Here is a 14,661-nt window from a genome sequence, read left to right as displayed (position 1 = left end):
CATGTTCAGCGGCCCGCGGGCTTGGGCGGGGCACTCACCTTCGCCACTCCTCGGTAAGGGCCGGGGGACTTCTTCACCGAGATGATGACGCCTAGCCGGTCGGTCTTGACGTACGTTCCGCCGGGCGTTTCGAACTGGACGCGATTGGTAACCGCGCCAGCGCGCCGTCCGCCGATGTTCTTCGCCATCTTCCTCACATCTCCTGTGTTTGTGCGCTCGTCCGGCGCCGGAGCCCGAGTGGGTTGCCGGAACCGGCGACGCGTGTGCGACGGGGTCGGGGACCCGGCATCCGCCGCACACGCGCCGACTCTGCTACGCGGTGGCCGCTGCGAGAAGCCACGCGAGGACCCTGTCGGCCAGCCAGTGGAGCAGGCTGCCGAGGAGTGCTGCGATGAGGCTCAAGACGTTCACCTCCCTTCCGGTTTCGGTCTGCGGCTCTCTGAGATTCACGCAGGAAGCGGCTGCTCCGCTGCCTGCCAGGACGTCAGGTGCCATCCGGAGCAGCGGGCGCACGGATACACCCGCTGCTCGTGGCGACTCGTTCGGCCTGCGTCAGTGAGGTCGCGCCGGGCCCTCGCCTGGGTCGAGTGGAGCGCGACGATAGCTTCCCCGTGGTCCCGGTACCGGATCTTGCCGAGGCAGCGGCCGCTCGGATGTCTGCGGCGACCGGTCCGCCGCCCCCTCGGGAAGCTGCGCGCACGAACGGTGCGGACTGCTCGCTGTGCCATGTGCAATCTCCTGTCGTCCTGCGGGCGCCTGTCCCGCCCGCAAGAGCCATCCTGCCGCGCTGTTCCCCGCTTGACCAGGTACATATTCACAGCATCTGCTATGACGCTGTGATTTCTACCGAAGACTCCCCCGGGCGTACAGTCGAGGCCATGGACACGAGTCTCGCGCGTCTGATCGCCCGGATGTTGTTTTTCCTAGGTTTTTGCTCTTCCGAACCTCGCAGCTCGGATCTAGAGACAGCCCTCAAGGTGGCACGCAATCCTACGGAGATACCGAGCAGTACCCGTCTGCCCTCATGGCCCGAGATTCAGGTGGCACTGTCCGAAGAGGCGGCGCGGGCGGACGGTGAGGCGTGCTCTGCCCATCGGAGTGCGATAGGTCATGAACCGTGGGTGCCCTGGGTGGACAGCAGGCTGCGGTGGTTGGTGCAGGACAGGCTTCCACCAGCCCTGGTGGGACGCTCCGACGCCGAGTCCACACCGAGGTGGCTGAACGAGCTGCGCCGCCTTCCGACCCACGACATCTCCTCCCGCTATGCGCCGCCTTGGCACCATCCGAGCGGGCGCCCGGGCGAGGGTGAGTCGGCAGACAGGGAGGCGCGTCTGAACCACATCGAGCAGCAGTTCCGCAGTGCGTACAAGGCGGTGGTCGCGTGGCTACCGGAGGTCTTGTGGACCACGTGGCAGTGGCACGGTGTAACCGGGCGGGGCTTCCATGCTGAGCTTCATGAGTTGCGGGCGGCCGCCACGGTCGAGCATCTGCCGGCGGGGTGCACGTGCCAACCGAAGGAGCGCCCCGCGGGGTCCATCGCATGCGCGTGCCCGTGCCACCGTGGAGACGCCCTCTGGGACCGGTACGTCAACCTCCTGGGCGGACGCTTTCGTGTGCTGGCGAGTCGCGCAGAGCTGTACCTGCGCGCGCGGAGTCCCATGGCGTTGGCAGCCCGCGACGTGCCCTCCGCATCGGGTCTCGCGGATATCGCCCCAGCAGACCGGGTGACGCTCGCCGTCTGGACCCTGGATCACGATGACATCCCGCCCGGGTTGCGGGGCGCGCTGCTGCCGCCGTTCAGGGCCGACAAGCACTCCATGCCCGACGTCGCGCGAGCGAGAGCACTTAGTGACCTTGTCGGCCGAAAGGTCCTCTCAGCCATGCTCTCGGCAGCGGAGGCCACGGGCCTCACGCTGGGTGATGTGATGACCCACGTCGTGCAGGCCGCCGAGATTACCCGGGAGCACCTCAGGCTACTCGTGCTGGGGGTGGCCAGCGTGGACGCCGAGTCGCTTCTTGGCATCTCTAGGGCGCTGCGGCTCCGGTGGGACGGTGATTGGAGGATCACCGACAACGTCGTCCTGGCGAGCGAGGTGCGCCGGTCGGCGCTGATCGAAAACCTGCAGGCTCAGCTTTGCGGCCTTGCGACGTCGAGCCTCGATCACCTTGCGGTTGAGACGCTTCACCTTCCGTCGGTGCATGAAGACCCGGCCCACAGTCCAGAGGAGTTCCAGTCACTTCTTGAGTCGACCTGGTCGGAGTCGAATGCGGGCATGCCGCCGAGGGCTAGCTCAAGGTACTACCCGCTCTACGAAGCCCTCGTTGCCCGGCCAGAGAACGAGGTCACGCTGACATTTTCCGAGATCGACGAGATCCTCGGGCCGCCTGGGCTGCCCGAGACTGCTGTTCGGAGCCCGAAGGCGGCACGCAGGACGGGCGGTGACGCATGGTGGGCCAAGGGCGGAGGGGGCGGTCGGCAGCGTCCCCACGTTCGTGCCTGGCAGGCTGCGGGGTACGTCGTCAAGACCACCGACCATCGTGCGCGGTCCGTCACGTTCGAAGGACTTCTGGGGCGCGGTTCGTGGCAGCCGCACGCCTGGTCCCTACGCGAGAAGACGTACACAGCTCCCGTCACTGTGGTCGACCTGTCACTTGACGACCAGAGGGCTGAGCTGGTGCGCGCCGTGATCTCTGAAGCACTCCGCGTGGGAATCCGGCCGCCATCGAGCGGGAGCGAATGACTCCACGGGGCTTCACCGCCTGAACTGCACCCGGTCACCAGAACGACGACCCATGACCGAGGACCGGTATCTCGGGGGTGGGGTTAGGGGTGGGTGAGGTGGAGGAGGGTCCAGGAGGTCGGGGGGAGGTGGGTGGTGGCGTGGTGGTCGGTGACGGTGGCGGTGGGGTTGGCGGTCGGCCGCACCGAGGTGGGGTTGTCGGGGGTGGCGGTCCAGGTGTGGTCGGGGTGGGAGAGTGTGACCGCCTCGGCCACGCGCAGGCCGGGGAAGCCGCGCAGGTCGACGTCGAGGGCCACGGTCTCGGTCAGCGACCGGTTGACCGCGAACACACTCACGCCGCCCGTGGCCGGGTCATGCGTGGCGACGGCGTCGAGCACCGGCACGCGCCCGTACTTGGCGGTCTCGTGCTCGGGCGCGTCCACGGCCAGGCGCAGCACCTCGCCCTTGGCGTGCTGCGCGGTGAGCGCGAACGGGTGGAACGTCGTCTGCCGCCACGCGCGCCCGCCCTGGTCGGCCGGCTCGGTCATGATCGGCGCGATCACATTGACCAACTGCGCGAGCGAGGCCGCGTGCACCCGGTCGGTGTGGCGCAGCAGTGAGATGAGCAGCCCGCCGACGACGACGGCGTCGGCCACGTTGTACCGGTCCTCCAGCAGCACGGGCGCCACCGGCCAGTCGTCGCCCGACGGCGGACGCGACTCGGCGCGGTCCACGTACCAGACGTTCCACTCGTCGAACGAGATGTGGACGCGCTTGGTGTGCTTGCCCGCCGCGCGCACCGCGTCCGCGGTCGCCGTGACGTCGTCGATGAACCGGTCCATGTCGACCGGCGAGGCGAGGAACGAGGCGAGGTCGCCGTCCTGCTCGTGGTAGTAGGCGTGCGCCGAGATGAGGTCGACCTGGTCGTAGGACTCGGTCAGCACGGTGTGCTCCCACGCGCCGAACGTCGCCATCCCCCACCCGGAGGACCCGCAGGCCACCAGCTCCAGGTCGGGGTCCATCTGGCGCATCGCGCGCGCGGTCTCCGCGGCCAGCCGCCCGTACTCGTGCGCCGTCTTGTGGCCCGTCTGCCACGGCCCGTCCATCTCGTTGCCCAGGCACCACATGCGGATCTTGTGGGGCTCGGGCGAGCCGTTGGCCGCGCGCTGGTCGGCCCAGTAGGAGCCCACGGGCGCGTTGCAGTACTCCAGCAGGTCGAGCGCCTCCTGCACGCCGCGTGTGCCGAGGTTGATCGCCATCATCGGCTCGACGTCCGCCTTGCGGCACCAGCGCACGAACTCGTCCACGCCCACGAGGTTGGGGTCGGTCGAGTGCCACGCCAGGTCCAGTCGGCGCGGGCGCTCGGCGATCGGGCCCACGCCATCCTCCCAGCGGTAGCCCGAGACGAAGTTGCCGCCCGGGTAGCGCACCGTCGTGACGCCGAGCTCACGCACCAGGTCGACGACGTCGCCGCGGAAGCCGTCGGCGTCGGCGGTCGGGTGGCTCGGGTCGTGGATGCCGGTGTACACGCACCGGCCCAGGTGCTCGACGAACGAGCCGAACGTGCGCGGGCGGACCGGGCCGACGACGAACGCCGGGTCGATGGTCACGAGGGCGGACAGCATGGGTGGACTCCTCGGCGTGGGAACGGTGGCCGCGGGGGCCGGGTGCGACTGCGCCCGGCGCCGGGATCTGCGGCGCCGGGCGGAGTCAGCGGTCAGGTGCGGGCGCGCGGTCAGCGCACCGCGCCGGCCCGACGCTTGTTGTAGATGTCGAACGCGACGGCCAGCAGCAGCACCAGACCGCGGATGATCTGCTGCGTCGACTGGTCGACGCCCATGAGCTGCATGCCGTTGGACATGACGGCCATGACGAGGCCACCCACCATCGCTCCCGTCACGCGGCCCACGCCACCCGAGGTCGAGGCGCCGCCGATAAAGCACGCGGCGATTGCGTCGAGCTCGAACATGTTGCCGGCCGCGGGCTGTGCGCCGTTGGACCGCGAGGAGAACACCGCGCCGGCGACGCCCGCCAGGAGGCCCATGTTGACGAAGATCCAGAAGTTGACCTTCTTGACCTTGACGCCCGACAGCAGCGCGGCCGGGAGGTTGCCGCCGATCGCGTAGATGTGGCGGCCGAACACCGTGCGCGTGGTGATGGTCTGGTAGGTCAGGATCAGCACCGCGAGGATGATGAGCACGATCGGCAGGCCGCGCGAGTTGGCGAGCTGCCATGCGAACGCCATGACGACGGCGGCGACGATCACGAGCTTGGCGACGAACAGGCCCATCGTCTCGACCGGCTGGCGGTAGTGCAGGCGGCCTTGACGGTTGCGCCACTGCGTCCAGGCGAAGCCGACGACGGCGAACGCGCCGATGACCAGGGTGAACACGTCGAACCCGGGACCGCCGAGCAGGCCGTTGATGAAGCCGCTGGCCACCTGCTGGTACTCGCGCGGGAACGGCGAGAGCGAGACGTTGTCGAGCACACGGAACGTCATGCCGCGGAACAGCAGCATGCCCGCGAGGGTCACGATGAAGGCCGGGATGCCGACGTAGGCGACCCAGAAGCCCTGCCAGGCGCCGACCAGCAGGCCGACGCCGAGCGCGGCCAGGATGCCGACCCACCAGGGCATTCCGTGCCGGATGACGAGCACGGCCGACACGGCGCCGGACAGCGCCACGACCGACCCGACCGACAGGTCGATGTGCCCGCCGATGATCACCAGGATCATGCCCAGGGCGAGGATCAGCACGTAGGAGAACTGCAGGACGAGGTTCGTCAGGTTGCCCGGCTGCAGCAGCATGCCGTCGGTGAGCACCGTGAACAGCAGCACGATCGCGACGAAGGCGATGTAGATGCCCGATGTGCGCAGGTTGCGGGTGAACAGGTCTTTGACGTCCGCGAGGGCGCTCATCGGACAGCCTCCTTGCTGGTCTTCTCGATGGTCATGAGCTCCATGAGGCGCTCCTGGGTGGCCTCCGCGACGGGGACCTGGCCGGTGATGCGGCCATAGGCGAGCGCGTAGATGCGGTCGCAGACGCCGAGCAGCTCGGGCAGCTCGGAGGAGATGACGACCACGGCCTTCCCCTGCGCGGCGAGCTCGTTGATGATCGTGTAGATCTCGTACTTCGCGCCGACGTCGATGCCTCGGGTCGGCTCGTCGAGGATGAGCACCTCGGGCGCGGTGTGCAGCCACTTGGACAGCACGACCTTCTGCTGGTTGCCGCCCGAGAGGTTGTTGACGATCTGCATCACCGACGGCGTCTTGATGTTCATCACGCCACGGAACCGCTCGGCGACGGCGATCTCCTCGTTGCGGTTGATGAAGCCGCGCCGCGAGAGCTTGCCGAGGCCGGCCGCGGAGATGTTGGTCTTGATGTCCTGGATGAGGTTGAGGCCGTAGTGCTTGCGGTCCTCGGACACGTACGCCAGGCCGTTGGCGATGCTCGCCTCGACCGTGCGGGTGTCGACCTCCTTGCCGTGCAGGTAGACCTTGCCCGAGATGTCGCGGCCATAGGTGCGCCCGAAGACCGACATCGCGAGCTCGGTGCGCCCGGCGCCCATGAGCCCGGCGATGCCGACGACCTCGCCCGCCTTGACGTCGAAGGACGCGTCCTCGACGACGACCCGCGGCTGGGTGGGGTGGTGCACGCGCCACCGCTCGACGCGGAAGACCTCTTCGCCGATGGCCACGCTGCGCGCGGGAAAGCGCTGGTCGAGGTCGCGGCCCACCATGCCGCGGATGATGCGGTCCTGGGTCGCGTCGGGGCCGTGCATGTCGATGGTCTCGACGACGCCGCCGTCGCGGATGATCGTCGTCGAGTCCGCGATGTCCTCGATCTCGCCGAGCTTGTGGCTGATGATGATGCAGGTGATGCCCTGCTCGCGCAGCCCGCGCAGCAGTCCGAGCAGGTGCTCGGAGTCGGTGTCGTTGAGCGCCGCCGTCGGCTCGTCCAGGATCAGCAGGGACACGTCCTTGCTCAGGGCCTTGGCGATCTCGACGAGCTGCTGCTTGCCGACGCCGAGCTGGCCGACCGGCGTGATGGGCTTCTCGGTCAGGCCCACTCGCTCCATGAGCGCCGACGCCTCGGCGTTGGCCCGGTGCCAGTCGATCATGCCGCGGCTGGCGACCTCGTTGCCGAGGAAGATGTTCTCGGCCACCGACAGGTGCGGCACGAGCGCGAGCTCCTGGTGGATGATGACGATGCCCTGCGCCTCGGAGTCCTTGATGTCGCCGAACTCGACCTCGCGGCCCTGGTAGAGGATGCGGCCGCCGTAGGTGCCGTGCGGGTAGACGCCCGAGAGCACCTTCATGAGCGTCGACTTGCCGGCGCCGTTCTCGCCGCAGATCGCGTGGATCTCGCCCTCGGTGACCTTGAGGCTCACGTCTTTGAGAACCTTGACCCCGGGAAAGTCCTTGGTGATGTCCTGCATCTCGAGGATCGTGCTCGACATGCTCGCCGTCCTTACGTCGTTGTCTGGTCGCGGGACGCGGGGGCCCGCCGGCTCGGCGCCGACGAGCCCCCGCGGAGGGAACCGGAGGGCCCGGTCACATCTGGCCGCGGGCGACCTGCTCCGGGGTGAAGAAGCCCGAGTCGATCAGCACCGACTGGATGTCGTCAGCCGTGACGGTGTCGACCTGCAGGAGGAACGACGGCACGACCTTCATGCCGTTGTCGTAGGACTCGGTGTCGTTCGGCGTCGGGGTCTGCCCGGCGGCGAAGGCCTTGGCGGCCGTGACGGCCTGCTCGGCGAGCAGGCGCGTGTCCTTGAAGATGGTCGAGAACTGCACACCCTGGTCGATGAGCGCGACCGAGGCGATCTCGGCGTCCTGACCGGTGACGACGGGCAGACCCTCGGCGAGCGTCGGGCCGATGCCCGCGTTCTGCAGCGCCGTGATGATGCCGCGCGAGATGCCGTCGAACGGCGACAGGATGCCGTCGAGCTGGCCCGAGCCACCGCCGTAGTGGGCGGTCAGCAGGTCCTCCATGCGCCGCTGGGCGGTCTCCTGCGACCAGCGCAGCGTGGCCGCCTGCTCGATGCTCGTCTGACCCGAGCCGACGACGATCGTGCCGTCGTCGATGAACGGCTGGAGCGTCTGCATCGCGCCGTCCCAGAAGAAGTGCGCGTTGTTGTCGTCGAGCGAGCCGGCGAACAGCTCGACCACGAACGGCCCGGTCTCGCCCGTCTCGTTGCCGTCGGCGTCCACGACGCCGAGGCCGTGCAGCAGCGACGTGGCCTGGTCGACGCCGACCTGGAAGTTGTCGAACGTGACGTAGAAGTCGACGTTCTTCGTGTCCCGGATGAGGCGGTCGTAGGAGATGATCGGGATGCCGGCGTCGGCGGCGGCCTGGAGCTGGTTGGCCAGGGCCGTGCCGTCGATCGAGGCGACGATCAGGATGTCGGCGCCCTGCGTGATCATCTGGTCGATCTGCTGCTGCTGGGTGGGGATGTCGTCGTTCGCGAACTGCAGGTTGACCTCGAAGCCGGCGGCCTCCAGGCCCTCGCGGACGGAGTTGCCGTCGGCGATCCAGCGCTCGGAGGTCTGCGTCGGCATGGCGACGCCCACGGTGATGTCGCTCGGGTCGCGCGAGGCGTCGCCGTCGTCGGCAGACCCGGCGCCACCCCCGGCGCACGCGGTCAGGCCTAGGGCGAGGGTCGCGGTCGCGGCGGCGGCGACCACGCGAGAGGCGAGGCGCTTCATCGGGACTTCCTTTCTCGTCATCGAGAACCGGTCGCGTGACCGGCACGAAAACGATGTTAGCGCTCACATCGCGGTGGGGCACAATCCGCGCTCGTCGTGCGCCAGACGGCGCCGCGTCATGACGCCACGGGTGTCGCCCGCAAGTCCCCCCGACCGCCCAGCCCCGCGCACGATCAGCGCACGACCAGCGCACGACCAGCGCAGACGCGAACGGCCGGACGCGCAGTGCGCGTCCGGCCGTTCGTGCGGCGTCGACCCGTGTCTACCGCCCGGGGGTCACAGCCCCTGAGCGAGTCGGTGATAGGCCGCGTTCCAACGCACCTGGTCGGCGAACCCACGCCGCGTCGTGTCCTCGTCGATGACCAGCAGCTCGGTGCGCGCGAGCTGCGCGAACACCTCGAACTCCGCGACGCCCGCCCCTGTCGACAGCACCGTGTGGTGCGCGCCGCCCGCGGTCAGCCACGCCTCGGCCGAGACCTCGAACGACGGGCGCGGCTTCCACACCGCGCGCGCGACGGGCAGGTGGGGCAGCGGCGCCGTCGGCGGCACGACATCGATGACGTTGGCGGTCAGGCGGAACCGGTCGCGCATGTCGGCCAGCGAGACGACGACGGCGCCGTCGACGGCGTCGGCGTCGAAGACCATGCGCACGGGGTCCTCCTTGCCGCCGATGCCGAGCGGGTGGATCTCCACGCGCGGCTTCGTCGTGGTGAGCGACGGGCAGACCTCCAGCATGTGCGCGCCCAGGATGACCTCCTCGCCGGGCGTCAGGTCATAGGTGTAGTCCTCCATGAGCGAGGCGCCGCCGGGCAGCCCCGCGCCCATGACCTTGGCGGCGCGCACCAGCACGGCCGTCTTCCAGTCGCCCTCGGCGCCGAACCCATAGCCCTTGGCCATGAGGCGCTGGACCGCGAGCCCGGGCAGCTGGCGCAGGTCGCCCAGGTCCTCGAAGTTGGTGGTGAACGCCTTGGCGCCCACCGCGGTGAGGAAGGTCTCCAGCGCGATCTCCTGGCGTGCGGCGTAGCGCAGCGACTCATGGCGGGCGCCGCCCTGGCGCAGTTCGGGGACGACGTCGTACAGGTCCTCGTACTGCGCGACGAGCGCGTCGACCTCGGCGTCGGCGACGGCGTCGACGGCGGCGACCAGGTCGTTGACGCCCCAGGTGTTGACCGAGACGCCGAAGCGCAGCTCGGCCTCGGTCTTGTCGCCCTCGGTCACCGCGACGTTGCGCATGTTGTCGCCGAAGCGCACGAGCGTGAGCTCGTGCGTGGCCGCCCAGCCCGCCGCGCCGCGGATCCAAGTGCCCACCCGGCGCCGCACCGCCGGGTTCGACGCGTGCCCGACGACGGTGGTGCGCGCGACGCCCAGGCGCGAGGCCAGGTAGGCGTACTCGCGGTCGCCGTGCGCGGCCTGGTTGAGGTTCATGAAGTCGAAGTCGATGGTGTCCCACGGCAGTTCGACGTTGGCCTGCGTGTGCAGGTGCAGCAGCGGCTTGCGCAGCGCGTCGAGGCCGGCGATCCACATCTTGGCCGGGCTGAAGGTGTGCATCCACGTGATGACGCCCAGCACGCGGTCGTCGGCGTTGGCGTCGAGCATCGCCCGGCGGATCGAGGCGGCGTCCTTCAGGACGGGCTTCCACACGATGGTCGCGGGCACCTCGGCGGCGGCGTCGAGGGCGCGCGCGACCTCCTGCGACTGCTCGGCGACCTGGCGCAGGGTCTCCTCACCGTAGAGGTCCTGCGAACCGGTGAAGAACCAGACCTCACGGTCGGCGTAGGGCTTGGGCATGTCTCTCCTTCGAGGGGGCGTGGCGGGTGGCCGGGCAAGGCCCGGGGTCGGTCAGTGCTGGCCGTAGACGTTCTGGTAGCGGTGGTAGAGCGAGTCGATCGCCTCCTGCGGGATGGGAGTCGGCTCGCCGAGCTGGCGTGAGATGTGCACGGCGCGGGCGACCTCTTCGAGCAGCACGGCGGCCTTGACCGCGGCCTTGGCGTCACGGCCGATGGTGAACGGGCCGTGGTTGCGCATGAGCACGGCCGGGCTGCGGTGCGCGTCGAGGGTCTCGACGATGCCCCGCCCGATCGAGTCGTCGCCGATGATCGCGAAGGGGCCCACCGGGATCGGTCCGCCGAACTCGTCGGCCATCATGGTCAGCACACACGGGATCTCCTCGCCGCGCGCGGCCCACGCCGCGGCGTAGGTCGAGTGCGTGTGCACGACGCCGCCCACGTGGTCCATGTGCCGGTAGACGTAGGCGTGCGCCGCGGTGTCCGACGACGGCGACCGATCGCCCTCGACGAGGTTGCCGTCGAGGTCGCACACGACCATCGCGTCGGCGTCGAGGTCGTCGTACGAGACGCCCGACGGCTTGATGACGAGATAGTCGCCGACCCGCTCGGACACGTTGCCGGCGGTCCACACGACCAGCTCCCAGCGGGGCAGCTCGGCGTGCAGCGCGGCCACGCGCTGCTTGGCGGCGTCGATCTCGGCGCGGAGGGCGGTGGGGATGGTCATGGGTGTCTCCAGGATGCTGCGGCGAGGGGTCGAGGGGGTGTCGGGGGTGGTGAGAACGAGCGCCACCACCGCAGGGGTTAGTGGATGGCGGCGGTCGCGGCGTGCTGGATGGCCAGGCCCGCGGTGTAGGTCTCCAGGTAGGCCGCCATGCCCGCCACGTCGCGCGGATCGGGCTCGGCCACGACGGTCTGGGCGTGCGCGAACACCCGCTCGTCGAGCCACGCGGCCAGCGGGCGGGTCTCTCCCCCGGCGACCGCGGCGGTGTAGGCGGCCAGCACCGCCACGCCCCACGCGCCGCCCTCACCGGCGGTCGAGGCCACCGCGACGGGCGTGTCGACCGCGGCGGCGAGCATGCGCTGGGCCACGCCCGCGGTGCGGAACAGGCCGCCGTGCGCCAGCAGCGCGTCGATGGCCACACCCTCGGCCGCGAGCGTGCGCATGCCCAGGGCGAGCGTCGCGAACACGCCGTAGACCTGGGTGCGCGCGAAGTTCGCGAGCGTCAGGCGCGAGCCCGGCGTGCGCACCACCATGGGGCGGCCCTCGTCGAGCCCTGTGATGGTCTCGCCCGACAGGTAGTTGTAGGCCAGCAGGCCGCCGCCGTCGGGCTCGCCGTCGAGCGCCGCGCCCAGCAGCGCGGCGAACACCGCGTCCTGGTCGGCGTCCGCGCCGATCGCGCGCGCGAACTGCGTCAGGACGCCGGCCCACGCGCCCAGCTCGGAGGACCCGTTGTTGCAGTGCACCATCGCGACCGGGTCGCCCGACGGCGTGGTGACGACGTCGATCTCGGGGTGGACCTGCGCCAGCGCCCGCTCCAGGACGACCATCGCGAAGATGCTGGTCCCGGCGGACACGTTGCCCGTGCGCGGGGCGACGGCGTTGGTCGCGACCATGCCCGTGCCCGCGTCACCCTCGGGCGGGCACAGCGGGACGCCCGCGGTCAGCGCCCCGGTGGGGTCGAGCAGCGCGGCGCCCGCCCCCGTGAGGCGACCGGCCGCGGCTCCCGCGGGGGCGACGGTGGGCAGCAGGTCGCGCAGCGGCGCACCCAGCGCTCCGTCCGCACGGGCGGCCAGCGCGTCGAACGCGGCGAGCATCGCGGCGTCGTAGTCGCCCGTGGCCGGGTCGATGGGGAACATGCCCGAGGCGTCGCCCACGCCCAGCACCCGCTCGCCCGTCAGCCGCCAGTGCACGTACCCCGCCAGGGTGGTCAGGTGCGCGACCTGCGGCACGTGCGCCTCACCGTCGAGCACGGCCTGGTACAGGTGCGCGACCGACCAGCGCAGGGGGATGCTGAAGCCCAGCTCGCGGGTCAGCTCGGCCGCCGCGGCGCCCGTCGAGGTGTTGCGCCAGGTGCGGAACGGCACGAGCAGCCGGTCCTCAGCGTCGAACGGGAGGTAGCCGTGCATCATCGCCGACACCCCGAGCCCGCCCACCGTGGTCAGCGGCACGCCGTAGCGCTCGCGCACGTCCGCGGCCAGCGCGGCGAACGCGCCCGCCAAGCCCTCGTGCACCGCGTCGAGCGAGTACGTCCACACCCGGTCGACGAACTGGTTCTCCCAGGTGTGGGCGCCCACCGCCAGCGTGGTCTGGTCGGGCCCGATCAGGCAGGCCTTGATGTTGGTCGAGCCCAGCTCGACGCCGAGGCTGGTGCGCCCCGCGACGACGGCGTCGCGCGGGCCGAGGTTCTCGCCAGTCCCGTCGTTGGGCTTCACGTCATGGTGTCGTTCGCTGGTCACATCGTGATGTTAGCGCTCACATCACGTCGTGGGGATGCGGAGTGCGCGTCCTGTGCCAGGCGCTGTCCGCGACGAGCGCCACCGCGCGCCGCTACCGGCGTCCGGCGGTGCTCCCCCGGACCACGAGCTCCGGCGGGATGACCGCCGCGGTGTGCGAGCGGCCGGGGTCATCGGGCGTCTCCCACGCGTCCAGCAGCGCCCGGACCGCGGCGCGTCCCACGGCCTCGAACGGCTGGCGCACCGTCGTCAGCGAGGGCACCAGGTACGCGCTGCCCTCGATGTCGTCGAAGCCCACCACCGACACGTCGTCGGGCACCCGCAGCCCGTGCTCCCAGAACGCGCGCAGCAGCCCCATCGCGACCAGGTCGTTGGCCGCGAAGAACCCCGTCGGGCCGCCCGGGCGCCGCACCCGCGGGGCGAGCGTCTGCCCGAGCTCGTACCCGCGGCGCGCCGACCACCCCCGGGCCTCGACCACATCCGCCTCGGCGCCCAGGTCGGCCGCCGTCTGGAGGAACGAGGCCTGGCGCTCGCTCGCGTCGAACCACCGCGTGGGCCCCGCGAGGTGCACCACGTGGGTGTGCCCCAGCCGGATCAGGTGCTCGGTCGCGAGCTGCGCGCCGCGGTGCTGGTCGACGTACACGTACTGCTCGCGCACCGTCTCGGGGATCTCACGCCGCGCCGCGACGACCACCACGGGGCACGGCGGCGTGTGCTCGCCCACCGCCAGGGCGACGTCGGTCAGGGGCGCGACCGCGACGACGCCGTCGACCCCCTGGTCGACGAGGCGGTCGAGCGCGTCGTCGGCCGAGGCGGCGTCGTACCCGGCCAGGGAGCTCGTCGAGACGAAGTAGCCCGCGCGGCGCAGGGCCGCCTCGACGGCCAGCACCGTGCTCGCCGGGCCGAAGTGCGCGCTGCCGCTGGTCAGCAGACCGACCGTGGTCGATCGCGCCGTGACCAGTGCGCGGGCGGCGCGGTTGCGCCGGTAGCCGAGCTCCCGGATGGCCGCCTGCACCCGCTCACGCGTCTGCGGCCGCACGCTCGGATGGTCGTTGAGCACCCGCGAGACCGTCTGGTGCGACACTCCCGCCAGCGCCGCGACGTCCGACATCGCCGGTGGGCGCGACGCGGCCATCTCAGCGCTCGGAGCCCTCGGCGGCGCCGTTGGCGTCGCCGAGCTCGGCGGCCATCGCGACCGTGCGGTCACGCGCCGCCTCGACCGCGTCGACGAACGCGGCGCGCACTCCCGCGGCGTCGAGCCTGCGCAGCGCCTCGACCGTCGTGCCGCCCGGCGAGGTGACGCGCTCGCGCGCCAGCGCCGGGTGCTCACCCGTCTCGGCGATGAGCCGCGCCGAGCCGAGCACCGTCTGCACCGCGAGCCGTGTCGACAGCTCGCGCGAGAGCCCGACGGCGACACCGGCCTCCGCCATCGCGTCGAGCACGTAGAACACGTAGGCCGGCCCCGAGCCCGCCAGCGCCCCGGCCGCCGCCTGGTACGTCTCAGGCACGTCGACGACGTCGCCCGTCCCGGCCAGCACCGCGCGCACCAGCGCGACGTCGTCGGGCGAGGCGTGCGATCCGGCGCTGAGCGCCGAGGTGCCGGCCCCGATCGCGGCGGGCGTGTTGGGCATGACGCGCACCACGGCCGGCTTTCCGGGCAGCCGGTCCTCGAAGTACGACGTCGCCAGGCCCGCGGCGACCGAGACGACGACGGCGTGGGCGGGCAGCGCGTCGCCGACCTCCGCCAGCAGCCGCGCGACGTCCTTGGGCTTGACGGCGACGACCACGACGTCGGCGTCACGCACCGCGGCGACGTTGTCCGCCGTCGTGCGCACACCGTGGCGCTGGGCGACCTCGGCCGCGCGCTCCGCGCGGCGCGCCGTCGCGATGACGTTGCCGGGCGCGACGCCGGCGCGCAGCGCGCCGGCCAGCACGGCCTCTCCCATGTTGCCCGTGCCGAGCATGGCCAGGCGGACGTCGTCGATGCTCACGC

The 14,661-nt window shown here is 71.0% G+C and carries 11 protein-coding genes; 1 reads left to right on the top strand and 10 read right to left on the bottom strand.

The features are described 5' to 3' along the window. Positions 1-5: 5 nt before the first annotated feature. Complete coding sequence (locus EV386_RS16845; protein ID WP_130416441.1) at positions 6-188, bottom strand: hypothetical protein; 183 nt, start codon at positions 186-188, stop codon at positions 6-8. Positions 189-1,724: 1,536 nt separating this feature from the next. Between EV386_RS16845 and EV386_RS16840 the strand changes: the two genes are divergently transcribed. Beyond that, a complete protein-coding gene (locus tag EV386_RS16840; protein WP_130416440.1) occupies positions 1,725-2,741 on the top strand; it encodes a DUF7662 domain-containing protein in 1,017 nt (338 codons plus the stop codon). An 83-nt stretch (positions 2,742-2,824) separates the two neighbouring features. On the opposite strand, the gene arfA is transcribed toward EV386_RS16840, so the two are convergent. The 9 genes from arfA to proC form a co-directional block, all read right to left on the bottom strand. Then, positions 2,825-4,345, bottom strand: a complete 1,521-nt coding sequence (gene arfA, locus EV386_RS16835) for an arabinosylfuranosidase ArfA (protein WP_130416439.1) — start codon at positions 4,343-4,345, stop codon at positions 2,825-2,827. Positions 4,346-4,455: 110 nt separating this feature from the next. Beyond that, positions 4,456-5,637: a multiple monosaccharide ABC transporter permease gene (gene mmsB / locus EV386_RS16830; RefSeq protein ID WP_130416438.1), complete on the bottom strand. Its 1,182-nt coding sequence runs from the start codon at positions 5,635-5,637 to the stop codon at positions 4,456-4,458. Beyond that, the gene (gene mmsA, locus EV386_RS16825; protein ID WP_130416437.1) at positions 5,634-7,178 is read right to left on the bottom strand and encodes a multiple monosaccharide ABC transporter ATP-binding protein; all 1,545 of its coding nucleotides are present in this window, start codon (positions 7,176-7,178) and stop codon (positions 5,634-5,636) included. Before mmsA ends, mmsB begins: the two co-directional genes overlap by 4 nt. A 94-nt stretch (positions 7,179-7,272) precedes the next feature. Continuing rightward, positions 7,273-8,427, bottom strand: coding sequence for a multiple monosaccharide ABC transporter substrate-binding protein (gene chvE, locus EV386_RS16820; protein WP_130416436.1), 1,155 nt, complete (start codon positions 8,425-8,427; stop codon positions 7,273-7,275). A gap of 276 nt (positions 8,428-8,703) precedes the next feature. Beyond that, a complete protein-coding gene (gene araA, locus EV386_RS16815) occupies positions 8,704-10,215 on the bottom strand; it encodes an L-arabinose isomerase (RefSeq protein WP_130416435.1) in 1,512 nt (503 codons plus the stop codon). Between the two features lie 51 nt (positions 10,216-10,266). Further along, positions 10,267-10,938, bottom strand: a complete 672-nt coding sequence (locus EV386_RS16810; protein ID WP_130416434.1) for an L-ribulose-5-phosphate 4-epimerase — start codon at positions 10,936-10,938, stop codon at positions 10,267-10,269. 77 nt (positions 10,939-11,015) lie between these two features. Next, positions 11,016-12,647: a xylulokinase gene (locus tag EV386_RS16805; RefSeq protein WP_130417010.1), complete on the bottom strand. Its 1,632-nt coding sequence runs from the start codon at positions 12,645-12,647 to the stop codon at positions 11,016-11,018. 115 nt (positions 12,648-12,762) lie between these two features. Next, entirely contained in the window at positions 12,763-13,803 is a 1,041-nt protein-coding gene (locus EV386_RS16800; protein ID WP_130416433.1) for a LacI family DNA-binding transcriptional regulator, read from the bottom strand. A 1-nt stretch (position 13,804) separates the two neighbouring features. Next, on the bottom strand, positions 13,805-14,659 hold the full coding sequence (gene proC, locus EV386_RS16795; RefSeq protein WP_341272828.1) for a pyrroline-5-carboxylate reductase: 855 nt from the start codon (positions 14,657-14,659) through the stop codon (positions 13,805-13,807). Between the last annotated feature and the right edge of the window lie 2 nt (positions 14,660-14,661).

Source organism: Xylanimonas ulmi, assembly GCF_004216535.1.
GTDB lineage: Bacteria > Actinomycetota > Actinomycetes > Actinomycetales > Cellulomonadaceae > Xylanimonas > Xylanimonas ulmi.
Note: the sequence above shows the minus strand (reverse complement) of the source record. Positions and strands in the feature narration are given on the sequence as shown.